Source organism: Bradyrhizobium sp. HKCCYLS3070, assembly GCF_051167575.1.
GTDB lineage: Bacteria > Pseudomonadota > Alphaproteobacteria > Rhizobiales > Xanthobacteraceae > Bradyrhizobium.
In genome coordinates this window covers 38,357-60,078 of the sequence record NZ_JBNPTI010000011.1, presented here as the reverse complement: position 1 = coordinate 60,078, position 21,722 = coordinate 38,357, and the positions used below count along the sequence as shown (strand labels likewise).

At 65.0% G+C, this 21,722-nt stretch carries 19 protein-coding genes and 1 tRNA gene; 9 read left to right on the top strand and 11 right to left on the bottom strand.

Translation table 11 applies throughout. The features are described 5' to 3' along the window. Positions 1-51 precede the first annotated feature (51 nt). Both nirK and ACQR03_RS26435 read right to left on the bottom strand, forming a co-directional pair. A complete protein-coding gene (nirK, locus tag ACQR03_RS26440; protein WP_316195338.1) occupies positions 52-1,146 on the bottom strand; it encodes a copper-containing nitrite reductase in 1,095 nt (364 codons plus the stop codon). A gap of 347 nt (positions 1,147-1,493) precedes the next feature. Then, positions 1,494-1,703, bottom strand: coding sequence for a hypothetical protein (locus ACQR03_RS26435; RefSeq protein ID WP_316195337.1), 210 nt, complete (start codon positions 1,701-1,703; stop codon positions 1,494-1,496). Between the two features lie 211 nt (positions 1,704-1,914). Here ACQR03_RS26435 and hemN point away from each other — a divergent pair, with 211 nt between their 5' ends. Both hemN and ACQR03_RS26425 read left to right on the top strand, forming a co-directional pair. After that, a complete protein-coding gene (gene hemN / locus ACQR03_RS26430; protein WP_434841622.1) occupies positions 1,915-3,267 on the top strand; it encodes an oxygen-independent coproporphyrinogen III oxidase in 1,353 nt (450 codons plus the stop codon). An 84-nt stretch (positions 3,268-3,351) separates the two neighbouring features. After that, positions 3,352-3,543, top strand: coding sequence for a DUF1858 domain-containing protein (locus ACQR03_RS26425; protein WP_315717532.1), 192 nt, complete (start codon positions 3,352-3,354; stop codon positions 3,541-3,543). Here ACQR03_RS26425 and ACQR03_RS26420 read toward each other — a convergent pair whose 3' ends face one another. After that, positions 3,544-4,263, bottom strand: coding sequence for a Crp/Fnr family transcriptional regulator (locus ACQR03_RS26420; RefSeq protein ID WP_316186052.1), 720 nt, complete (start codon positions 4,261-4,263; stop codon positions 3,544-3,546). It lies immediately after the preceding gene. A gap of 170 nt (positions 4,264-4,433) precedes the next feature. Between ACQR03_RS26420 and ACQR03_RS26415 the strand changes: the two genes are divergently transcribed. Next, positions 4,434-5,645: an NnrS family protein gene (locus tag ACQR03_RS26415; protein WP_434841623.1), complete on the top strand. Its 1,212-nt coding sequence runs from the start codon at positions 4,434-4,436 to the stop codon at positions 5,643-5,645. On the opposite strand, the gene ACQR03_RS26410 is transcribed toward ACQR03_RS26415, so the two are convergent. Further along, positions 5,630-8,971, bottom strand: a complete 3,342-nt coding sequence (locus ACQR03_RS26410; RefSeq protein ID WP_316193567.1) for a sensor histidine kinase — start codon at positions 8,969-8,971, stop codon at positions 5,630-5,632. The two genes, ACQR03_RS26415 and ACQR03_RS26410, sit on opposite strands and share 16 nt — an antisense overlap. 319 nt (positions 8,972-9,290) lie before the next feature. On the opposite strand from ACQR03_RS26410, the gene ACQR03_RS26405 reads away from it, so the two are divergent. The 5 genes from ACQR03_RS26405 to ACQR03_RS26385 all read left to right on the top strand — a co-directional run bounded on the left by ACQR03_RS26405 (position 9,291) and on the right by ACQR03_RS26385 (position 12,238). Then, the gene (locus tag ACQR03_RS26405) at positions 9,291-9,671 is read left to right on the top strand and encodes a phasin family protein (RefSeq protein ID WP_315755002.1); all 381 of its coding nucleotides are present in this window, start codon (positions 9,291-9,293) and stop codon (positions 9,669-9,671) included. Positions 9,672-9,876: 205 nt separating this feature from the next. Then, positions 9,877-10,311 (top strand): phasin, encoded by a 435-nt coding sequence (locus ACQR03_RS26400; RefSeq protein WP_315755004.1) that lies wholly within the window; start codon positions 9,877-9,879, stop codon positions 10,309-10,311. Between the two features lie 261 nt (positions 10,312-10,572). Then, positions 10,573-10,649 (top strand) — tRNA-His (locus ACQR03_RS26395). 296 nt (positions 10,650-10,945) lie between these two features. Further along, positions 10,946-11,299 carry a hypothetical protein gene (locus ACQR03_RS26390; protein ID WP_316186056.1) on the top strand — a complete coding sequence of 118 codons (354 nt, stop codon included), beginning with the start codon at positions 10,946-10,948 and terminating at the stop codon, positions 11,297-11,299. 261 nt (positions 11,300-11,560) lie between these two features. Further along, entirely contained in the window at positions 11,561-12,238 is a 678-nt protein-coding gene (locus ACQR03_RS26385) for a ParA family protein (RefSeq protein ID WP_231327589.1), read from the top strand. A 111-nt stretch (positions 12,239-12,349) separates the two neighbouring features. Here ACQR03_RS26385 and ACQR03_RS26380 read toward each other — a convergent pair whose 3' ends face one another. The 4 genes from ACQR03_RS26380 to trxB form a co-directional block, all read right to left on the bottom strand. Next, positions 12,350-12,520, bottom strand: coding sequence for a hypothetical protein (locus ACQR03_RS26380; RefSeq protein ID WP_315717524.1), 171 nt, complete (start codon positions 12,518-12,520; stop codon positions 12,350-12,352). A 169-nt stretch (positions 12,521-12,689) separates the two neighbouring features. After that, on the bottom strand, positions 12,690-13,613 hold the full coding sequence (gene dapA / locus ACQR03_RS26375) for a 4-hydroxy-tetrahydrodipicolinate synthase (protein ID WP_315810592.1): 924 nt from the start codon (positions 13,611-13,613) through the stop codon (positions 12,690-12,692). Between the two features lie 448 nt (positions 13,614-14,061). Beyond that, the gene (locus tag ACQR03_RS26370; RefSeq protein WP_315717522.1) at positions 14,062-14,985 is read right to left on the bottom strand and encodes a LysR family transcriptional regulator; all 924 of its coding nucleotides are present in this window, start codon (positions 14,983-14,985) and stop codon (positions 14,062-14,064) included. Between the two features lie 7 nt (positions 14,986-14,992). Continuing rightward, positions 14,993-15,958: a thioredoxin-disulfide reductase gene (gene trxB, locus ACQR03_RS26365; protein ID WP_316171510.1), complete on the bottom strand. Its 966-nt coding sequence runs from the start codon at positions 15,956-15,958 to the stop codon at positions 14,993-14,995. 288 nt (positions 15,959-16,246) lie between these two features. Between trxB and ACQR03_RS26360 the strand changes: the two genes are divergently transcribed. Further along, positions 16,247-16,726, top strand: a complete 480-nt coding sequence (locus tag ACQR03_RS26360; protein ID WP_015664493.1) for an Lrp/AsnC family transcriptional regulator — start codon at positions 16,247-16,249, stop codon at positions 16,724-16,726. A 61-nt stretch (positions 16,727-16,787) separates the two neighbouring features. Here the strand turns inward: ACQR03_RS26360 and ACQR03_RS26355 are convergent, their stop codons facing one another. From ACQR03_RS26355 to carB, 3 genes are all read right to left on the bottom strand, one after another. Beyond that, entirely contained in the window at positions 16,788-17,192 is a 405-nt protein-coding gene (locus ACQR03_RS26355; protein WP_316171512.1) for a DoxX family protein, read from the bottom strand. A 255-nt stretch (positions 17,193-17,447) separates the two neighbouring features. Further along, a complete protein-coding gene (gene greA / locus ACQR03_RS26350) occupies positions 17,448-17,924 on the bottom strand; it encodes a transcription elongation factor GreA (RefSeq protein ID WP_315717519.1) in 477 nt (158 codons plus the stop codon). 207 nt (positions 17,925-18,131) lie between these two features. Beyond that, positions 18,132-21,596, bottom strand: a complete 3,465-nt coding sequence (carB, locus tag ACQR03_RS26345; protein WP_434841624.1) for a carbamoyl-phosphate synthase large subunit — start codon at positions 21,594-21,596, stop codon at positions 18,132-18,134. Between the last annotated feature and the right edge of the window lie 126 nt (positions 21,597-21,722).

The following is a 21,722-nucleotide window of genomic DNA, read 5'->3' as shown; positions in this document are numbered from 1 at the left end:
GGCAGCACACTCAGGAGAGTGGGGGCCGGATACGCCGGCCCCCAGGGCCGATCAGTTCGTCGTGCCGGTCGGAATCTCCGCCGGGGCTTTGACCTGCATCATCAGGTCGTCATTCCACTTGCCTTCGACCTTGAAATGGGCCGTCGCGCCGAGATTGGCCGCCTCGATCAGGTTGTGGGTGACGTAGGCGTAGATGCCGGGCTGCAGGAATTTGTAGAGCGCGGCGCCCGCCGAGCCGCCGCGGATGAACCAGGTCTCGAGCCCGGTCTCCGGCGCGTTGGAAAATTTGCCGGTCTCCCAGACATAGTCGCCGTGACCGCCGATCAGATGCGGACGACTGTCGCGGTTCGCCTGCGAGTGCACGATCAGAACGTTCTCGCCGACATTGGCCGTGAGCGCATTCTTTCCGGTGAGCGCGCCGGCCTTGCCGTTGAACACCACATGGGTCGGCGTGAGCTTGCGCATGACCTCCTCGGTGTCGCTATAGGCTTCGCCGGGCGAGTCGTAGGACTTGAAGTTTCCCTTCTCGTCGCGCGGGACGTAGAGGTCCTGCTCGCCGATGTAGTAGATGCGATCGTAGCGCAGCGCGTGTCCGCGGCCGTCATTGAGACCGTCGCGCGGCAGCACCATCACGGCGCCGTTCATGCCGGAGACGACATGCCAGGGGATCATCGGTCCGCCGGGGGCGCAGTGATAGACGAACACGCCGGTCCGCGTCGCCTTCCAGCGTAGCACGACCTGCTCGCCCGGATTGACCAGGGTCAGCGCGCCGCCGCCCAGCGCTCCGGTCGCGGAGTGGAAGTCGATGTTATGCGGCATGCTGTTGGTCGCGGGATTGACCAGGGTCACCTCGACATAGTCGCCCTCATGGACCACCATCAGCGGGCCTGGCATCGAGCCGTTGAACGTCATGGCCTGGAAGGTGGTGCCCTTCTCGTCGATCACCATCTTCTTTTCCTGGACCACGAGCTTGAACTCCATGATCTTGGGCCCCTGCTTCGTCGCCTGCTCGTGCGCATGCACGAACGGCGGAGCCACCAGATCGACCTTCTGGCGCGGCAGCTTGAGGTCCTCGGCCATCGCGGGAGCCGCAAGCATCATCGCGGCGATGGCTGCACTGAACATGGCGGTGCGGCGGGTCAACATGGATCGCTCCTTCATTGGATCTGTTGTAGTGCCGCAATCACCATGCTCCCGTTGGAACTCGGCTTGTTTGTGCTGCAACAAGCAACTTCGCAATTGCGGAATCAGGCGGCGGATTTTGAGCGAATTTGGCGCGGCTGCGCCCGCGCAGCGCGCGAATGAGTTGCATCGGCGCGCAGTTTCTTGGGAGGCCGGACAGGGTGCGGAGCAAAGCGGGTCGGACTGTCCCGCGCGACGACGCGATAAGATGGGATCTGTCCGTTTGCCCATACGGCACGAGAATCGCGGGCGCTATGATGCGCGCTTCCGAGCACAGCTCTGGACCGATCGACGATGGGCTCCCGAACTCGTCAGCTCAGCCAGCGCACCGCCAGCAACACGATGAAGGCCACTGCCGCCGCGATGCAGAACACCGTGGTCATGAACATGGCGATGTTGCCGAGCAGGCCTGCGGGCCCCGACTCGTCGCGGAACGATTCGAAGCCGTCGGACTGGGGGATATGGCCGCGGATGCCAGCGAGGACAGCAAATGAACGGATCAGCAGTTGCACAGCTTCCATTGCGGTTTCCTCGAATCGTCGGTGAATCAATGATGACGCGAAATGAGCCGGCCACTTTGAGGAAGCGCAAAGTCCGCGGTGATCACCGGCGTTCTACTGCTTCAACAGGGCATCTGCCGGCCGCGCCTTGAGAAAGCTCAAGGTCGTCCCCCTTGCCTTGTGTCAAGAACCTCCGAACCCCAGGTCGACACGCTCAGGTGACAGGCAGGACATGAGACCAGATCTTGCAGCATGCTACGGACAGGAGCGCCTCCCGCGCTACACCAGCTATCCCACGGCGCCTCATTTCTCCACCGCGGTCGGCCCGTCCACCTACGCAGAATGGCTGCGCGCGATACCAGCAAGCGCGACGGCATCGTTGTACCTGCACGTGCCCTTCTGTCGCTCGATGTGCTGGTATTGCGGCTGCAACACCATGGTCGCCAAACGCGACGAGCCGATTGCGGTCTACGAATCGGCACTACGTTGCGAGGTCGACATGGTGGCGCGCCAGATCGGCCGGCGGCTGCAGGTCGGGCACATTCATTTCGGCGGCGGCACGCCGACCATCATGGCGCCGGAGTCCTTCGTCGATCTCGTCGGATCGCTGCGCCATTCCTTTTTCGTGTTGCCATCGGCGGAGATCGCCATCGAGATTGATCCGCGCACGCTGACGGCGGAGATGATCGCGGCGCTGGGGGTGAGCGGGGTCAATCGCGCCAGCCTGGGCGTGCAGAGTTTCGATCCGCGGGTGCAGCAGGCCATCAACCGCGTGCAGAGCTTCGAGCAGACTGCGGCGGCCACGAACGGGTTGCGTCAGGCCGGCGTTGCCGGCATCAACTTCGACCTGATCTACGGACTGCCGCATCAGAGCGTCGAGTCCTGTCTCGACACCGTCCGGCGCGCCATCGACCTGCGCCCCGACCGGCTCTCCGTGTTCGGCTACGCTCATGTGCCATCGTTCAAGACGCACCAGCGCAAGATTCAGGACTCGGCGTTGCCGGACAGTCTGGAACGCTACGATCAGGCGTGCGCGATCGCTGACGCGCTGAAGGACGCAGGCTACGTCCAGATCGGGCTCGATCATTTCGCCTTGCCCACGGACCCGATGACCATCGCGTTCCGCGAAGGCCGGCTGCATCGTAATTTCCAGGGCTACACGACCGATACCAATGATCTGCTGCTCGGCTTCGGCGCCTCGGCGATCGGACAGCTGCCGCAAGGCTATGTCCAGAACGCGCCGCAGGTCCGGGCCTATGAGCAGAAGATCGCGTCCGGCAGCCTCGCGACCGTGAAAGGCTATGGACTGACCGATGACGACCGCCTGCGGGCGGACATCATCGAGCGCATCATGTGCGACTACGGCGTGGATCTCGACGTCATCTGCACCCGCCATGGCACGGACGCCGACGACATGCTGAGATCGGCGCCGCGGCTGCAATCGCTGATCTCCGACGGTGTGGTGGAGCTCAACGGCGGTACGCTCGCGGTGACCGAGCATTCCCGGTTCCTGGTGCGCAGCGTCGCTGCGGCGTTCGATGCGCATCTCGACGCGTCGAAGCAGCTGCACAGCCGGGCGGTCTGACTGTCGAGGTGCCGCGGTGCTTGTGCCGCGACAAAGACCGCAAAGGGCATGCCCGCTACCGTTCGCGCTGGAATGGAGGCGCGCATGCCAATCTCCTTCGATGAACTGGTCGACGATGTCATGCGGCGAAGGCCGGAGACGATCGGCGTCTTTCTTGCTTTCCAGATGCGTTGCGTCGGTTGCCCGATCGCCTGTTTTCACAACGTCGCGGATGCCTGCCACGAGCATGGCGTCGATCCCGACGCGTTCCTCGCGGCCCTGTGTGCCTGCACGTGATCAGGTGCGGGATGCGGCCGCGTCGCCGGCGCCCTGCTGCGCCAGCAGCACTATCTTGTGCGGCTCGCGCAGGACGATCTTCTGACGGCCGCTTTCGACCAGGCCGAGCTGCTCCCAGCCGGAGAGGATGCGGCTCACCGTGTGCAGCGTCGTCCCGGTCATCTGCGCAATGTCCTGCCGGCTGATCGGGAAATCGATCTGCACGCCATGATCGAGCTTGCGGCCGGCCTGGTTGGCGAGCCGAAGCAGCGCATGCGCGATGCGCTGCTCCACCTGCTGCGTCGACATTTCGATCACGCGCGCATGGCTTTCCTGCAGCCGCTGGCCGACCGTCTGCAGCGTGTTCGCCGCCAGCGATGGGAACTTCGCGACCAGCCGCGGCCATGAGGCGGACGGCCAGGCCAGCACGATGCTGTCATCGACGGCGGTCGCTGTCGCCGGATAATGTTGGAGTCCGATGGCGGGGGCGACGCCGAACGTGTCCCCTGGCACGACATAGCGCACCACGATCTGGTCGCCGGTGGGCGTCGTCTTGCTGGCGCGGACATGACCGTGGAGCAGCAGGAAGAACGAGGTCGCATCGGCGCCCTGCTCGAACACCGCGCCGTTGCGGGGGACGCGAAGGGAGCGGGCCTCCCGCAGCACGTCCGTGAGATCCTCAGCGGACAGCCCTGCAAACAGCGGCAGATGCGCGACCAGCGAACGGTCGATGGAAGCCATGATGTTCTCCGGGGCCGGATTCGGCTCAATTTTGCGGCGCTCAATAGCACGTTTTTGCGATCCGTCGGAAGTTTGTGCTGGCGCAAGCCATAGTGGGCGACGCGCAACTACATGTTAAGCACAGCGCCGAGATCGGTGCGGTTCCCGTCCTTCATCGAGCGAGCATGCACATGGCCATTCCACGCAACTATCAGGGCTGGACCGTCCTCGCCAACGGGTTCAGGCCGTTCTTCCTGCTCGGCGCGCTCCAGGCTGCGCTGGCGATCCTGATCTGGCTCCCGGCCTTTTACGGTGAGCTGAAGCTGAGCTCGGGCTTTGCCCCCCGAGACTGGCACGTGCACGAGATGCTCTACGGCTACCTGCCGGCCATCGTCACCGGCTTCCTGTTCACGGCGATTCCGAACTGGACCGGACGGCTGCCGATCCGGGGCCTGCCGCTGCTCACCCTGGTGCTCGTATGGACGGCCGGACGACTGGCCGTCACGGTGTCGGCGCTGGGTCCCTGGTGGGCCGCGCTGCTGATCGATGCGAGCTTCCTCGTGCTCGTCGTCCTGGCCGCGGCGCGCGAGATCGTCGCCGGGCGCAATTGGCGCAATCTGCCGGTGGTCGCGATCGTCACGGTGCTGTGCGCCGGCAACATCGCCTTCCACGTCGAGGCCCATCTGCGTGGCTCGGCCGATTACGCGATCCGCGTCGGCGTTGCCGTGATCGTGCTGCTGCTCGCGCTGATCGGCGGCCGCATCACGCCGAGCTTCACGCGCAACTGGCTGGTCAAGCACAATCCCGGCCGGCTGCCGGCGCCGTTCGGCCGCTTCGACATCGCGGTCGTGCTGCTCAGCGCGCTGAGCCTGCTCGGCTGGATCCTGGTTCCTGAGAGCGCGCCGACCGCGCTCGCGCTGGCTGCGGCCGGCATGTTGCATGTGGTGAGGCTCGCGCGCTGGGCCGGCGATCGCACCTTGCGCGAACGGCTGCTGGTCATCCTGCATGTCGGTTACATGTTCGTCCCGCTCGGCTTCCTGCTCACGGCGGCCGCCAGCCTCGGATGGATTCTGCCAAGCGCCGGGCTGCATGCCTGGATGGTCGGAGCCGCCGGCATCACGACGCTTTCCGTGATGACGCGGGCCACGCTCGGCCACACCGGCCAGGCGCTGACGGCCGCGCCCGCGACCCAGGCGATCTATCTGGCGATCATCATCGCAGCGGTGACGCGGATCTGCGCCGCAGTGGCGCCGGCGCACGGCGAGGTGCTGCTGCACGTCGCGGCGTTGGCCTGGATCGTCGCATTCGCCGGCTTCGTCCTGGTGTTCGGTCCGCTTCTGCTCGGTCTCAAGCGTCGGTCACTGGCCGTGCGGCGGGCGGGATCGGCTCAACCAGTGCTCTGATTGCGCGCCACGGCGCGGGGAAACACCACCTCGATCAACGTGCCGGATTTCGGCGCCGCCTTGATATGAAACTGCGCCCGGTTGGCTTCGACCAGCGCCTTGGTGAGCGACAGGCTGAGACCGGCGCCATCGGGGCCTTGCTCGGAAGCCGAGGGCGCACGGAACGGTTCGAGCGCGGCGGCCACCTCCTGATCGTTCAGGCCATGACCGGTGTCGCGCACGCGCAGCGCGACCTCGCCGAAATCGGTCAGCGCGGTCGAGACGATGACCTGGCCGCCGGGATTTGCCAGCGAGATCGAGGCCGAGATCAGGTTCATCGCGATCTGGCGCAGCGCCCTTGTGTCGGCGATGACCGGCGGCAGCAGTTGCGACAGCGAGGTGCGGATGATGATGCGGGCGCGGTTAGCCTGCGGCTGCATCACTGCGACACAGCTCTCCACCAGCTCGTTGAGGTTCTGGCTGGTGAAGGTGAGCTCGAGCTTGCCGGTCTCGATGCGCGACAGCTCCAAGAGATCGTCGATCAGGGAGACGACGCGCTCGCCCGAGGCGCGGATGTCCTTCATGTATTCGGCGTAGCGCGTGTTGCCGATCGTGCCGAAACGTTCGCCGATCATGACCTCGGCAAAGCCGATGATCGCGTTCAGCGGCGCGCGCACCTCGTGGCTGATCCGGGCCAGCATGTCGGCCTTGGCGTTGGCGGCCCGATCGGCCACGCGACGAGCCTGCAGCAACTCGCTATCGCCGCGATGGAGTTGCGACAGGTCGCGGAACACGGCAAAGAAATTCGGACCGTTGGGCCGGGTCCGGCCAATTGCCATCGACAACGGAATGACGCCGCCCTGAGCGACCTTCCCGAGCACCTCGCGGCCCTGATCGAGCCCGCTCGACGCGCCGTCCTGCTGCACGCTGTCGAGGTCATCGAGCACGAGGCGGGCGCTTTCCGGCGCGAACAGCTCGATCAGGTTACGGCGCACCAGCGCCGCGCCATCGTAGCCGAACAGCGCCTCGGCGCTGCGGTTGCAGGCGTGGATGTTGCCGCCGGCGTCGAACATCAGGATGCCCTCGGCTGTGACGTCGAGGATCGCCGCAAGATCTTCGGCTTCGGCGTGGCCGGCGGCCGGAGGCGGGGCCACGACCAGGGGGGCCGGTGCAGCCGAGGCCGGCGCCGACATCGGTGCGGCGTCGGCCGCCGTCGGAACCGCGGCTGCGGTGCCGGGCGCCGGAGCGAAGATCAGGGCATGGGCGGTATCGCCGTCCCAGGTGATCGTGAACAGGCGGGCTTCCGCCTTCACCTCCTCGCTGGAGGAGCCGTCGGCGGCCGAGATCGTGACGGGGGTGCCGGCCTCCGACTTGTTCGACGCGGACGACACGCCCGGCTCGACATAGAGCGCATCGAGCCCGCCTGCCTGCTCCAGGGCCGCAAGATCGGCGTAGCCCATCTGCCTGAAGAAGGCCGGATTGCCATAGAGCAGCCGATCGAGCCGGTAGATCAGCATGCCCGTCGGCAGCAGGTCGAGCAGGATGCGGTCACGCTGACTGTCGCCCTGGGCCGGCGGCTCCTCGGGGCTGAGCCATTCGGTCTGCAGCTCCGCGCCATGATCGGTCGCCGTTTCCGTCGCCGACGGAGCCTGCTGCTGCGGCGGGACCGACGGATCGCTCACGCGCGATCCCGGCTCGAGCGCCGCACTCGCGACGCCCGCGGCTGAGTTGCGGATCTCGCCTTCGAGCCGAGCCGACAGCTGACGCGCGAGTTCATGGAACGCACTGTTCTCCACCGGCGTGAGCACCGGATGCTTGGACTCGCCCGGAGCGCGGAACGGGACCACGTTCCCGGTCGTTTCGAGCCCGATGCCGTCGATGTGGTGTACGTCCGGCGCAATGGAAGCCTCACGCGATGACGCAGTGACGTTGTCCTGCTGCGGCTGCACATCTGCGGCCTGCACATGGTCGGATTGGGCAGGTTCGGTTTCGTCGGCGTCCGGAGCATCAGTCGCGGCTGCATCGGTCGATGCGGGGCGACGCAGTGCGGCCAGCCGGTCCAGGGCGTCGAGGTCGCGACAGACGCCGAAGCCGCGATAGCCGGCATGGGTTCTGTCCTCCGTCAGGACAGGCAGTCCCGACAATTCGACCGCAAGCCGCTCGCCCTCCGCGGGCCAGCTGACGACGATCCCGCTCCAGGTCTCTTTCGTTTCGATCGCGGCACTGATTCGCCCTTCGGGATCGAGGCCTAGCGATGCAGCGAGCTCATGCCAGGGATGGCCGAGCTTGGCGGCGCTGTGCCGCCCGATCAGGCGGGTGAATTCATCGGAGCCGATCGAGAACCGTCCCTCGGCATCCATCTGCCAGGAAAATCGGAGCGGATGGCGGCGGCCGACTGAAGGGTCCGCCGCGCCGGAATCGGCAGGATGCGCGTGATCTTCCGTTTGCGGCGCCGACGCCTTGAACAGGTCGGCCTCGGCCGGATCGTCGATCAGCAGGAACTCGGCCGGCGCTTCGTTCGACAGCGCGGGGGATTCGTCGTCGGTTTGGCGTTCAGTCATTGCATCCATCGGAAGAGGAGGCGAAGTCACGACCGCGGGCCCAGCGGCAACATCCACGGGGGCTGGTGATGCCGGGGCGGCATCCGCGGTTGGCTCAGGTATTGGCGCCGTGCCCGGCGCCTCGATCTCCTCGGCAGGGGCCGGCATCGGGACGGCCACCAGCCCGACCTGGTTGCCGCTGCCGATGCGGTAGAGCGCTGCGCGCTCCGTGCCGAACGTCACCTCGGCCATGCCATCGGCCAGCGCCGCCCTGCGTATCCCGACGAAATCCGGCTCGCTCAGGTCGCGCATGCCAAACAGGCGCCGTCCGGCTGAACTGCTGCCGGCGAACTGACCGTCCTGGGTGAATGCGATCAGCGCATGCTCACTCGTCTCCACGAGCCGCTTCAGGCGATCCGCCAGGGGGAAGCTACGTCCACCCCCGTCGGTGCCGGTGATCAGCACCGCGCGCGTGCCATCCGGCAGATCGATCCGGGCGCAGCCGCAGGTCGCGAGCGTGCCGAGCGGCGCGCCGAAGCCACGGAGGCGTTCGAGCCGCAAGGCGCCGGTCTCGGGCAGCCGCCGTCCCAATTGAGCGACCTGGCGACGATGCGCGTCGGCAGGGCCGAGCGTCTTAGCAATCAGCGCCGCTGCGCTCGCCGCGCCGAGGGCGCGCGCACCGGCCGCATTGGCCCACAGCACACGGCTGCCATCGGCCGACCATAGCCAGGCCGGCAGACTGCCGGCGGCGTGGACGGCCAGCCGGGGGTCGCTGAGGGCCTGCAATTCGAGATCGGCGTAGGTCATGGGCGACGACGGCAAACGGCTCTTGTGATGTTGATCGGCCGACGGATCGGCGGTCGGAACTGGTCGCGTTAAGAATTCGTTACTATCGCGCGTTTTGAGGGCCGAGGTCCACGGCGGGGCCGCGCTCCTGTCCTGCTAAAGCTTGGATAACCTTAATGTGTTCCTCGTGAGCCGCAGCGCGCGGAATCGCGGCGAACCCTCCTGTTGGGGACCACGATGATACCTGGGCAGGTCGAGAGCTGCGCGGGCAACGGGACGGTCACCGCGAGGACGAGGCGCTAAGGGCGCCAGCCAATCGTGACGTCAGAAGGAGGGAACCATGACCGACGACGGGCGACGATTCGAGATTCCGAAAGACATGCGGGCGATGGCGGAGGCAGGCTTCAACCAGGCACGTCAGACGTTCGAGAAGTTCTTGGCTGGAGCGGAGGCGACGGCCGGCTCGCTCGAACACCGCAGCACGACGGTGCGGGCCGGGGCCAAGGACATCGGCGCCAAGGTCTTGTCCTACGCTGAAAAGAACGTCCAGTCGTCGCTCGACTACGCCCAATCGCTGGTGCACGCCAAGGACCTGCCCGAGGTGCTGCGGCTGCACGGCGAATTTGTTCAGGGCCAGATGCGGTCGCTCGCCGAGCAGGCAAGCGAAATGGGGCAGGCCATCGGCAAGGTTGCGATCGACGCCACAAAGCCTAAGGCCTGACGGAACGTTCTCCGCTCCCGAAAAATCTGGAAGCGGGTGCGGCAAACAGTTCCTGATGGTGGAATTTCCGTTGCGTTGCACAAAAGCGCCACGATATAGCTCTACGCGAGGTTGTTACCTCCCAGGGGCGGTTCCTCTGCGTGATCCGAAGTGACGTCCCGATTGCCGGGACGGTCCAGTCTCAATGTTTCGAAGGATGCATGCCATGACCAATGCCACCGATCCTTTCTCCGCGTCCATCATCCCGTTCGAGGTTCCCGAGCAGATGCGCGCGTTCGCCGAAAAAGGCGTGTCCCAGGCCCGCGAGAACTACGCCAAGTTCAAGGACGCAGCGGAAACCCACAATTCGGCCATCGAGGCCTTCTTCGCCAACGCCAGCAAGGGCGCCGGCGCCTACTCGTCCAAGGTCATGGAATTCACGAAGGCCAATACCACGGCTTCGCTCGACTTCGCCCAGGAGCTGTTCGGCGTGAAGTCGCCGTCGGAGGCGATGGAGCTTTGGACGGGCTTCGCGCGCAAGCAGTTCGAGACCTTCACGGCCCAGGCCAAGGAGCTCGGCGAGCTCGGCCAGAAGGTTGCGGCCGAGACGGTTGAGCCGATCAAGGAAAGCGCCACCAAGCTGTTCAAGACGGCGGCCTGAGGGCCAGCCTCAAGTCTCGCCGGGTGCGCGGTACGGCCGTGTGCCGACATGGACGGCGGGAGATCCATGACCCGGGCGCGTTCGCGGCCGGGTTTGCTTTCTGGGGCTCGCCGTTTGCACGGGGGCTCGTTCGGGCCGAAGCGGCGTCAAAAAACGCCGTCACGGCAGGGGACTTTATCCGTTCTCGGCCTTGCCAAATTCGCCCGTTGCACCTAGTTTCCGGCCCGTTCGGACGCCCCTCGTGGGCCGTCCCATGCGGATGCAGTTGTAGCTCAGTTGGTTAGAGCGCCTGTCTGTGGAACAGGAGGTCGGTGGTTCGAGCCCACCCAACTGTACCATGGCCACGCCCATCGCTGTGCCGTTCGCAAGCTCACCTCCATCCGTGCTCCGCGCCCCATTGATCCTGCGCCGTGATTTGTAGCCCCGTCGCGACCTCTCGCGCAGGGCCGGGGCGTGGGCGCAGAGCTTTGGTCGCGGAAGCCCGAGCCCGGTCTCCGTATTTCGACGGATATATCGCCGGATCGTGCGCTCGCTTGCGGTTTTGCTGCGCCGGATCGGTAGCACGGCGTGGCGCCGTTGCTTGCGAATCCGGTCTCCTTCAATCACAGTTGGCGGCAACGAGGGGGAGGGGGCGATGAGAGGGATTGATCTCGATCCATGCATCTCTGCCGTACTGATCGCTATAGCCGCGCTGTTAGTCCCCGTAACCGCACGGGCCTATACCGCCGAGCAGGAGCAGGCGTGCACAGGCGATGCGTTCCGGCTTTGTAGTTCCGACATTCCCGATGTCGATCGTGTCACCGCCTGCATGGTCCGCCGCAAGGCCGAGCTGTCGCCGCCATGCCGCGCCCAATTCGGGCCGCCAGAGCGCCAGACAGCGTCATCGGGCCGCGCGGAGCGGCCGATGAGCATTCGTCTTGTCACCAGGAAGCCGATCACTGCGCGCGCCGGCAAATCGAAGAAGTCGACGCGACCGGACGCGACGTGAGCGATGCCGATGGCCGCATTTGGCGGCACCGGGAATGGCGGCGGTTCTCGACGCGCAGCCTCAACATGTAAATGCGATGGGGCATGACCGGATGTTGTCGAACATCGCGGCCTGATCTGCTGTTTTGCCTGCTTTGGTGTGACTCAAAAACCAATGCGTTTCGGCAATCAGGAGTTACGTCTTATCGATCGCTAAATTTATCTTCCGCGAATCAGTCCGCTGATTCATTTTCGCTGCCGGGGTCAATCTGGAGGCCAAGGTATGAACGTTATTGTTTTCGCATCGCGTAAGGGCGGTTCAGGCAAGAGCACCCTGGCCGCCCATCTCGCTGCGCAGATCAAGTCGAGCAAGTCTTGTCTGCTCATCGATGCCGACCCGCAGGGGTCGCTGACGCTTTGGCACAAGCTGCGCGGCACCAACGAGCCGCCGATCAAGACGGCCGTGAACTCGGTGAGCGCGATCGTGTCCGCCGCCCGCCGCGACGGCGTCGAATGGGTGCTGATCGATACGCCGCCGACCATCTCGGCCGTCGTCGAGGATGCGATCAAGAACGCGACCATGGTGATCATCCCGGCCCGCCCCGGCGTGTTCGACGTCAACGCGGTACAGGAGACGATCCAGACCTGCCGCGCCGCGCGCAAGCCCTACGCGGTCGTTCTCAATGGCGCGCCGGCGCGCCGCGACGATGCCGAAAGCCCGATCGTCACCATCGCCCGCGAGGCGCTGGCGAAGTTCAAGGCCCCGGTGTGGGGCGGCCAGATCACCAACCGCGCCGATCTGCTGATGGCGCTGGGCCAGGGTGAAGGCGTGCGGGAATATTATGCGGAGGGCCGGGCTGCGGCCGAGATCGCACGCCTCTGGGCTGCGATCGAGCGTTCGGTGCGGGCGATTCGCGGGACTGTGTCGGCCAACGGCGCCATGCACAAGCAGGCGGCCTGATCGCGGCATCAGATGAGGCATCGACGCGCGGTCTTCCGCGCGTTTTTTGCGTCGGGTCACACGATCTGGCGTGAGTGCCGACCTCGCGCCGCGCGAGAGGGCGCGGCGAGGTCAGGCAACCATCAGGAAATAGAAGGCGATTGCCGGCGTCAGGGTCAGGATGACGGACCAGATCCCGACCGCCCAGAGAATGTCTTCGACGCTGAACCCCTGGTGCTCAGGGTATGGATGATCCTGCAAAGCCACGACGCCCTCGCGCTCTTTGATGTTTTCAACATCCATAGCGGAACATCTTTAAACACGAGGTTGCGGACTGCGCCGCTTTTGATCGCGTTTGTTAGCTCGGATTAACCACGGAGATTCTGCTCCGGCTCCGCAGCGGTGGCGCGGCTCTGCCTGGCCGTCCCGATCGGGACGGCAAGGCAGAGCCGGCGAATAGGTTGGGGCGTGCTCAGGCAACGCGGTTCTGCGTGGTCGTCGGCTGGCGCCGCTCGATCTGCTGATCCAGCCGTGCGGCGAGGTCGTCGCCAACCTCCACCATCGGCAGCCGCACTTCGGGGCTCGCAATGACGCCGGTCCGCGCCAGCCAGTACTTGGCCGGGGCCGGGCTCGGCTCGGTGAACAGCAGCCGCGTGAGATGCTCGACCTGCGCCCAGCACGCTGCTGCCGCGTCGTGACGGCCGGCCTTTACGTGCTGCAGGATTGCGGCAAACGTCTCGGTCTCCAGATGCGCCGAGAGCAGGATGGCGCCGTCGGCACCGGCCTGCAGCGCATCGAAGCTCTGGGCGTCTTCGCCCGTCAGGATATGAAAGCCAGCGCGCCGGCGCGTGATCAGGTCGCGCGTCTGCGTGCGGTTGGCGCAGCAATCCTTGAGCCCAGCGATGGCGGGATGCTCGGCGAGCTGCAGCAACGTCTCGTTGTCGAGGCCGACCGCCGACCGATAGGGAATGTTGTAGAGCACGATCGGATGGGCGGTGCGGTCAGCCAACGCGGTGAAATGCGCCAGCAGGCCGCGCTGCGACGGACGCACGTAAGGCGGACTCGAGATCAGATAGAAGTCGATCGGCCATGACGCGGTTCGGTCGAGCGCTTCGATCACCTCGGCCGTCGCCACGCCGCCGACACCAAGACAGATCGGCAGCGACCGGCCGGTGGTGTCGAGCTCGTCCCGGACCACGCTGATCAGACGGGCGCGCTCGTCCCATGACAGCGCCAGTCCTTCGCCTGACGTGGCACCGAGCACCAGTCCATCGATCCGCTTGGCGGCGTAGTGCCGAACCAGACTGCGTAAGGATGGTTCGTCGAGCGCGCCATCGCGGAACGGCGTGATCAGGGGCAGCCAGAGGCCCTGCAATCGGGTCGTAACGTCGGTCATGGTCCATCTCCTTGGGTTGGCAGGAGCCGGAGACGGGACACGCAAAAAAAGCCCCGTCCTCGCGGCGGGGCTGGTGATGCGGCGGTGAATTCGAGAGGTTCTAGCGCGCGCGTCCACATGTCCCCGGGAGGGGAGCTTTTTTCGACGACAACTTGGCGTGCGAAGACGTGGACATAAGATCTAGATGCGCGGTGCGGGCGATGCTGTCAACGCCGCATCGGGCACGACACGGAAACATTCGGCAAAAAAATAGCCGGGCCCAAATGAGCCCGGCTGGAGGTATTGGCCAAAGCGGCCGACACAATCACCTTCCAAGAGGGATTTCTGAACGCTCGCGCCACTGGAGGAGGGGGACAATGCGCAACGCCAACGCTCAGCACATCCTCAGTATGGGCTCTCGCATGGCGTCGCAGCAACCATGCAAGCCGCATGTCAGACATGCACAATCTTACGCCGGCCAGCGCTGCGCTTTGCTCACGACGAAGTCACGGAACACTTGAACGCGAGCGACCGTTTTCAATTCCTCGGGATAGACGAAGTAGGTGTCGAGCTGGATCGAATCCGACTCTCCGAACAATTGCACGAGACGGCTGTTTTCCTCGACGAGGTAGTCCGGCAGCGCGGCGATGCCGAGTCCTTGCTGGCAGGCGCGGACCAGGCCGAGAATGTTGTTGACCCTGAAATAGGCCTCGCGCGGACCGGAGCCGTTGCGGCCGGCATCGACCAGCCAGCTGCGGTTCTGGAGATGCGGCGCGACTTGGCCGTCGGCCAGCATGATGATGCGATGATCATCGAGCTCGTCGAGCGTGCGCGGCGTGCCGAAGCGCTTGACATATTCCGGTGAACAATAGGCGTGGAAGCTGATCGCGAACAGCTTGCGCTGGATCAGATCGGGCTGAGTCGGCTTGCGGGTGCGGATCGCCACGTCCGCCTCGCGCATCGACAGATCAAGCTCCTCGTCGGTGACGATCAGCGAGATCCGGATCTCCGGATAGAGCGCGGTGAATTCTCCGAGTCGCGGGATCAACCAGTTGATGCCGACGCCCGGCGTGGTCGTGATCTTCAGGTCGCCGCTCGGGCGCTCGCGGCTGTCGGTCAGCTTGGCGCGCGCCGCCTGCAGCTGCATGAAGACGTCATGCGCGGTTCGGAACAGGAGGTCGCCTTGCTCCGTCAGGATCAGCCCGCGGGCATGGCGGTGGAACAGCGAGACTGCGAGCTCCTGCTCGAGCGCGCTGACCTGGCGCGACACCGCCGATTGCGACAGCCCGAGCTGCTCCCCGGCATGCGTGAAGCTGCCTGCTTCCGCCGCTGCGTGAAACACCTTCAGCTTGTCCCAATCCATATCCGTAAATCCATCCCGTGATCGTGGCATCGTCAGTTCATTCCGCCGCGGCGCGTTCGCTCGCGGCGTGGGCGAGGAAGCGTTCGGCCTCGAGGGCGGCCATGCAGCCCATGCCGGCTGCGGTGATCGCCTGCCGATAGGTTTCATCGGCGACGTCGCCGGCTGCAAACACGCCGGGAACGGAGGTCGCGGTCGAGCCCGGCACCACCTCGACGTAACCGGAAGGCTTCAGTTTCAGTTGCCCCGCGACCAGCTCGGTTGCCGGCGCGTGGCCGATTGCAACGAACACGCCATCGGCGGGCAGCTCGGTGAGCGCGCCGGTCTTGACGTTCTTGAGCCGGACATGCGTGACCTTGGATGGCGAGCCGGCGCCGCAGATCTCATCGAGGGCGCTGTCCCAGACGACCTTGATCTTGGGATGCTTGAACAGCCGCTCCTGCAGGATGCGCTCGGCGCGGAAATGGTCGCGCCGGTGTACGACGGTGACGGTCGATGCGAAATTGGTCAGGAACAACGCTTCCTCGACCGCGGTGTTGCCGCCGCCGACGACGACGACCTCCTTTCCGCGATAGAAGAAGCCGTCACAGGTCGCACAGGCCGAGACCCCGAAGCCCTTGAACGTCTCCTCCGACGGCAGCCCGAGCCAGCGCGCCTGGGCGCCGGTCGCCAGAATGATGGTCTCGGCGAGGTAGACGTCACCGGAGTCGCAGGTCAGGCGGAACGGACGCTGTCCCAGCTCCAGCTTGGTCACGAGGTCCGTCTTGATCTGGGCGCCGACATGCGTCGCCTGCTTTTCCATCTGCTCCATCAGCCAGGGACCCTGGATGACGTCGGCAAATCCCGGATAGTTCTCCACGTCGGTGGTGATGGTGAGCTGGCCGCCTGGCTGGATGCCCTGAATCAGCACCGGCTCCAGCATAGCTCGTGCCGCGTAGATCGCCGCCGTATAGCCAGCAGGGCCGGAACCGATGATGACGACTTTGGCATGGATCGGAGCTTGCATGTGGCCGAAGACTCGCTGGAAAAGGGAGGATTACCGACGCAGCGAGCGGAATGCGCGGAAGAAACGCTCCGAAGCCCCATCGAAAATGTCAAATCCAAGTCTAAGCCATCTGGCAAGCTATGCAAGAATTGCAACGCATCTCGGCGAATTTTCCCTTCACGAGCCGGTCAACAGGGGAAATCTAAAGCAATAAAATTGCGTGGATTGACCGGCTTGCGCTAAGAGAGTTGCCCATCGTCGCCCGGCGCCCCTGCGCCTCCTCCTGTTCCGCCAGAGCCCACAATCCCCGTGTCCAAGAATCTTGATGAGATCGATCTCAAAATCCTGAGCGAAATTCAGGCCGACGGCAGGATCACCAATGTCGAGCTCGCCAAGCGGGTCGGCATCTCGCCGCCGCCTTGCTTGCGCCGCGTGCGGACCCTGGAGGAGGAAGGCTACATCACCGGCTACCGGGGCCTGCTCGACCCGCGCAAGCTCGGCTTCGACGTGACCGTGTTCGCCTCGGTCCACCTGTCGAGCCAGGCGGACGCCGACCTGAAGGCGTTCGAAGAGTTCGTGCGGTCCGAGCCGCTGGTGCGGGAATGTTGGATGCTGTCCGGCGAGGTGGACTTCATCCTGAAATGCGTGGCGCCGGACATGGCAACGTTTCAGGAGTTCGTGACCCACCTGACAGCGGCACCTCACGTGCGCAACGTGCGAACGTCCCTGGTGCTGCACAACTCGAAATACGAGGCGGCGGTGCCGCTCGAGGTCAAGGGACGCAGCTAGGCCCACCGCCATTCCGGGTTCGCCTCGTTCGAGGCGCCCCGGAATGACCGTGAGTGAAAGCCTACGCCTTCTTACGCAGCATCGCGTCGAGGCTGATCGGACCCCCGCCGGCCGTCGCCAGATAAAGGCATGAGAAGCAGAATGCGATTGCCGCGGTGCCGTTGTTCAGGAGCGGCAGCCACACCGGTTCACCTGTCTTGAACATGTGACCGAGGAAATAGGCGAAGGCCATCTGACCCGACAGAATGAACGCGACGGGCCGCGTGAGCAGACCCACCATCAGCAATCCGCCCAGCACGAGCTCGATCAGGCCGGCCGTATAGATGAGCGGCGGAATGTTTGCGAAATACGGGATCACTGGAAACTTGAAGATCTTCGCCACGCCGTATTGAAACAGCAACAGGCCCGTGACGAAGCGAAACAGGCTGAGTACAGCCGGTTGCCATTTCGAGAACATCTGCTCCATGTCGATCATCCCCCAATCAAAGCCATCATGATGCGACGGACCGGACCCATCCTCCCGGCACGGCTCGTCGGTTCTGCACTAGCTCATTCCCGAAAGCCCGTCACCGGCGTGTGGCCTGCAGCCAGATGAATTGACCGTGTGCTGCCGAACGCCATTGTGCCGCAGTGCGGCCGGCCAAACGACGAAGGGCCGCGCCTTCGCGCAGCCCTGGTTTCGTCCGAACGGTCACAGGCACCGCTCCGGTGCCTCGGGTCCTCAGCGCCACTCGACCTTGGCGATCTCGTAGGACTTGGCGCCGCCGGGCGCCATGACCTCGACGGTGGTGCCCATCTTCTTGCCGATCAGCGCGCGCGCCAGCGGCGAGGTGATCGAGATCTTGCCCTTCTTGGCGTCCGCCTCGACCTCGCCGACGATCTGCCAGACCGTCTTCTTCTCGGTGTCCTCGTCGATCAGGGTCACCGTCGCGCCGAACTTGATCGTGTCGCCGGAGAGCTTGGTTACATCGATGATGTCGGCGCGCGCGAGCTTGTCCTCGAGCTCGGCGATGCGGCCCTCGTTGTGAGACTGCTCTTCCTTGGCGGCGTGATATTCCGCGTTCTCGGACAGGTCGCCATGCGAACGCGCTTCCGCGATATGTTCGATGATGCGCGGACGGTCCACCGATTGGCGCTGCTTGAGCTCGTTCTCCAACGCGGCGTAGCCCATCGAAGTCATGGGAACCTTTTCCACCATCTCTTCTCGTCCTTCAGTCGTGCGGGCGGGGGCGCGCACGATCAGCATCTTCAGAATAGGCCTTTGCGGCTCAAAGCAAAGCCTCAAGGCCCGGCAAGACCGTCCCGTCAAAGGCCGGTACAACATCGAACGGGGCGGCGAGTTCCTGAAAGCTTCTATTGCCGATTGTTGCCAACCGCTTAGCGGGCGTTCGCCCGCACGCTGCGATTAGTTTTCGGAAAAGTAACTCTGCAGGGTGCGGACCTCAAGGTCTCCCCCGAGATAGGCACGGATGCCTTGCGCGGCCGCCACGGCACCCGAAAGAGTGGTGTAATACGGCACTTTATGCAAGAGGGCAGCGCGCCGCAGCGAGCGGCTGTCGGCCAGCGCCTGCGGGCCTTCGGTGGTGTTGAAGACCAGCTGGATGTCGCCGTTGGTGATGGCGTCCACGATGTGCGGCCGGCCTTCCAGCACCTTGTTGATCTTCTCGGTCGGCACGCCCTGGTCGGTCAGGAAGCGCTGGGTCCCGGAAGTCGCTACCACCTTGAAGCCGAGTTCGTGCAGCATCCGCACCACCTCGGTGATGCGCGCCTTGTCGCTTTCACGCACCGACACGAACACCGTTCCTTTGCGCGGCACGCGTGTGCCGCCCCCGAGCTGGCTCTTGGCGAACGCCACGGCGAACGAGCGGTCGATGCCCATCACCTCGCCGGTGGAGCGCATCTCCGGGCCGAGCACGGTGTCGACGCCGGGGAAGCGGGCGAACGGGAAGACTGATTCCTTCACCCCGACATGCTTGAGCGCGCGCTTGGTCAACCCGAAATCGGCGAGCTTCTCGCCCGCCATGATCCGGGCCGCAATCTTGGCGACCGGCGTGCCGACCACCTTGGCGACGAAGGGCACCGTGCGCGAGGCGCGCGGATTGACCTCGAGCACGTAGATCGTGCCGTCCTTGATCGCATATTGCACGTTCATCAGGCCGACGACGTCGAGCCCGAGCGCCAGCTCGCGGGTCTGCCGCTCCAGCTCGGCGATGGTCGCCTCGTCGAGCGAATGCGGCGGCAGCGAGCAGGCGGAATCGCCGGAATGGATGCCAGCCTCCTCGATGTGCTCCATGATGCCGACGATGAAGGTGTCCTTGCCGTCGGAAAGGCAGTCCACATCGATCTCGGTGGCGTCCGACAGGTAGCGGTCGAACAGCAGCGGGTTCTTGCCCAGCACCGTGTTGATCTGGCCGGTCTTGTCGTTGGGATAGCGCGCCTTGACGTCGGCCGGCACCAGCTCCGGCAGGGTGCCGAGCAGGTAGTCGCTGAGCTGGTTGTCCTCGCGGATGATCTGCATCGCGCGGCCGCCGAGCACATAGGATGGGCGCACCACCAGCGGCAGGCCGAGATCGGCCGCCACCAGGCGCGCCTGCTCGACCGAATAGGCGATGCCGTTCTTCGGCTGCTTCAGATGCAGCTTGTCGAGGATGCGCTTGAAGCGGTCGCGGTCCTCGGCCAGGTCGATGGCTTCCGGCGAGGTGCCGAGGATCGGTACCTCGGCGGCTTCGAGCGCGCGCGCGAGCTTCAGCGGCGTCTGGCCGCCGAACTGCACGATGACGCCATGCACGGCGCCGTTCTTTCGCTCGGTGGCGATGATCTCGAGCACGTCCTCGGCCGTCAGCGGCTCGAAATACAGCCGGTCGGCGGTGTCATAGTCAGTCGAGACCGTCTCCGGATTGCAGTTGACCATGATGGTCTCGTAGCCGGCATCGGCCAGCGCGAAACAGGCATGGCAGCAGCAATAGTCGAACTCGATGCCCTGGCCGATCCGGTTCGGACCGCCGCCGAGAATGATTACTTTCTTCTTGTCCGACGGCGCGCTCTCGTCGCCGAGAGCGCCGGCAAACGGCGTCTCATAGCTCGAATACATGTAGGCGGTCGGCGAAGCGAACTCCGCTGCGCAGGTGTCGATTCGCTTGAACGCCGGACGGACGCCGAGCGCCTGCCGCTTGGCGGCGACCTCGGCTTCGGTGGTGTTGGCGAGCACCGCGAGCCGCGCGTCGGAGAAGCCCATCGCCTTCAGCGTGCGCATGCCGCTGGCATTCGGCGGCAGGCCATGACGGCGAACCTTGTCCTCCATCTCGACGATGCCGCGCATCTGCGCCAGGAACCACGGATCGATCTTGCAGGAGTTGAAGATGTCCTCGTCCGACCAGCCGAGGCGCATCGCCTGCGCCACCTGGAGCAGGCGGTTCGGGGTCGGCGTGCCCAGGGCGGCGCGGATCGCATTCTTGTCATCGCCGCGGCCGAGCCCCTCGATGTCGATCTCGTCGAGGCCGGTGAGGCCCGTCTCCAGGCCGCGCAGCGCCTTTTGCAGGCTTTCCTGGAAGGTGCGACCGATCGCCATGACTTCGCCGACCGACTTCATCGAGGTCGTCAAGGTGGTCGAGGCGCCCGGGAATTTCTCGAAGGCAAAGCGGGGGATCTTGGTGACGACGTAGTCGATCGTCGGCTCGAACGAGGCCGGGGTCGCGCCGCCGGTGATGTCGTTGGCGATCTCGTCCAGCGTGTAGCCGACCGCGAGCTTGGCCGCGACCTTGGCGATCGGGAAGCCGGTCGCCTTGGAGGCCAAGGCCGAGGAGCGCGACACGCGCGGATTCATCTCGATCACGACCATGCGGCCGTCGGCCGGGTTGACGCCGAACTGCACGTTGGAGCCGCCGGTCTCGACGCCGATCTCGCGCAGCACCGCCAGCGAGGCGTCGCGCATGATCTGATATTCCTTGTCGGTCAGCGTCAACGCCGGCGCCACCGTGATCGAGTCGCCGGTGTGCACGCCCATCGGATCGAGGTTCTCGATCGAGCAGACGATGATGCAGTTGTCGTGTTTGTCGCGGACGACCTCCATCTCGTACTCCTTCCATCCGAGCACCGATTCCTCGATCAGCACTTCGTTGGTGGGGGAGGCATCGAGACCGCGCTCGATGATGTCGAGATACTCTTCCTTGTTGTAGGCGATGCCGCCACCGGTGCCGCCCATGGTGAAGGAGGGACGGATGATCGCGGGCAGGCCGATCTCGGACAGCGCCATCAGCGCCTGTCCCAGCGCATGCTCCTGATAGCGCTTGCGGCGCTCGTTCTCGCCGAGCGTCCATTGCCGGTCGAGCTCGTCGCGCGCGGCGCCCGACAGCGTCTCGCGCTCCGCCAAGTATTTGTCGCGATACTGCTTCTTCAGCGCCGACGCATTGGCGAGCCGCGACTTCGGGGTCTGCAGCCCGATCTTCTCCATCGCATTGCGGAACAGCTGGCGGTCCTCGGCCTTGTCGATCGCGTCAGCCGTCGCGCCGATCATTTCGACGTCGAACTTCTCCAGTGTCCCCTGCCGGCGCAGCGACAGCGCGCAGTTCAGCGCGGTCTGCCCGCCCATGGTCGGCAGCAGTGCGAAGCCGCCGGGGATGACGTGGCGTTCCTTCTCGATGATCTTGGCGACGATCTCCGGCGTGATTGGCTCGATATAGGTCGCATCGGCCAATTCCGGATCGGTCATGATCGTGGCCGGATTGGAATTGACGAGGACGACGCGATAGCCCTCCTCCTTCAGCGCCTTCACCGCCTGCGTACCGGAATAGTCGAATTCGCAGGCCTGGCCGATCACGATCGGACCGGCGCCAATGATCAGGATGGTCGAGATGTCGGTTCGTTTCGGCATTCAAGCTCACGGGCAAGAAACGGGCAGGAATTGGGCACAAAAAAAGGGCGCGCGTGCCGCGCGTCCCCGAAGGCCAAGGCGCGACCATTGCTCGCGCGCGAGCGGTCTTTAGACCAGTTTCCTCTG

What these genes read in the sequence shown, in the direction of transcription:
- nirK (WP_316195338.1), bottom strand. Translation starts at nt 1,146, where the DNA reads ATGTTGACCCGCCGCACCGCCATGTTCAGTGCAGCCATCGCCGCGATG.
- ACQR03_RS26435 (WP_316195337.1), bottom strand. Translation starts at nt 1,703, where the DNA reads ATGGAAGCTGTGCAACTGCTGATCCGTTCATTTGCTGTCCTCGCTGGC.
- hemN (WP_434841622.1), top strand. Translation starts at nt 1,915, where the DNA reads ATGAGACCAGATCTTGCAGCATGCTACGGACAGGAGCGCCTCCCGCGC.
- ACQR03_RS26425 (WP_315717532.1), top strand. Translation starts at nt 3,352, where the DNA reads ATGCCAATCTCCTTCGATGAACTGGTCGACGATGTCATGCGGCGAAGG.
- ACQR03_RS26420 (WP_316186052.1), bottom strand. Translation starts at nt 4,263, where the DNA reads ATGGCTTCCATCGACCGTTCGCTGGTCGCGCATCTGCCGCTGTTTGCA.
- ACQR03_RS26415 (WP_434841623.1), top strand. Translation starts at nt 4,434, where the DNA reads ATGGCCATTCCACGCAACTATCAGGGCTGGACCGTCCTCGCCAACGGG.
- ACQR03_RS26410 (WP_316193567.1), bottom strand. Translation starts at nt 8,971, where the DNA reads ATGACCTACGCCGATCTCGAATTGCAGGCCCTCAGCGACCCCCGGCTG.
- ACQR03_RS26405 (WP_315755002.1), top strand. Translation starts at nt 9,291, where the DNA reads ATGACCGACGACGGGCGACGATTCGAGATTCCGAAAGACATGCGGGCG.
- ACQR03_RS26400 (WP_315755004.1), top strand. Translation starts at nt 9,877, where the DNA reads ATGACCAATGCCACCGATCCTTTCTCCGCGTCCATCATCCCGTTCGAG.
- ACQR03_RS26390 (WP_316186056.1), top strand. Translation starts at nt 10,946, where the DNA reads ATGAGAGGGATTGATCTCGATCCATGCATCTCTGCCGTACTGATCGCT.
- ACQR03_RS26385 (WP_231327589.1), top strand. Translation starts at nt 11,561, where the DNA reads ATGAACGTTATTGTTTTCGCATCGCGTAAGGGCGGTTCAGGCAAGAGC.
- ACQR03_RS26380 (WP_315717524.1), bottom strand. Translation starts at nt 12,520, where the DNA reads ATGGATGTTGAAAACATCAAAGAGCGCGAGGGCGTCGTGGCTTTGCAG.
- dapA (WP_315810592.1), bottom strand. Translation starts at nt 13,613, where the DNA reads ATGACCGACGTTACGACCCGATTGCAGGGCCTCTGGCTGCCCCTGATC.
- ACQR03_RS26370 (WP_315717522.1), bottom strand. Translation starts at nt 14,985, where the DNA reads ATGCCACGATCACGGGATGGATTTACGGATATGGATTGGGACAAGCTG.
- trxB (WP_316171510.1), bottom strand. Translation starts at nt 15,958, where the DNA reads ATGCAAGCTCCGATCCATGCCAAAGTCGTCATCATCGGTTCCGGCCCT.
- ACQR03_RS26355 (WP_316171512.1), bottom strand. Translation starts at nt 17,192, where the DNA reads ATGGAGCAGATGTTCTCGAAATGGCAACCGGCTGTACTCAGCCTGTTT.
- greA (WP_315717519.1), bottom strand. Translation starts at nt 17,924, where the DNA reads ATGGTGGAAAAGGTTCCCATGACTTCGATGGGCTACGCCGCGTTGGAG.
- carB (WP_434841624.1), bottom strand. Translation starts at nt 21,596, where the DNA reads ATGCCGAAACGAACCGACATCTCGACCATCCTGATCATTGGCGCCGGT.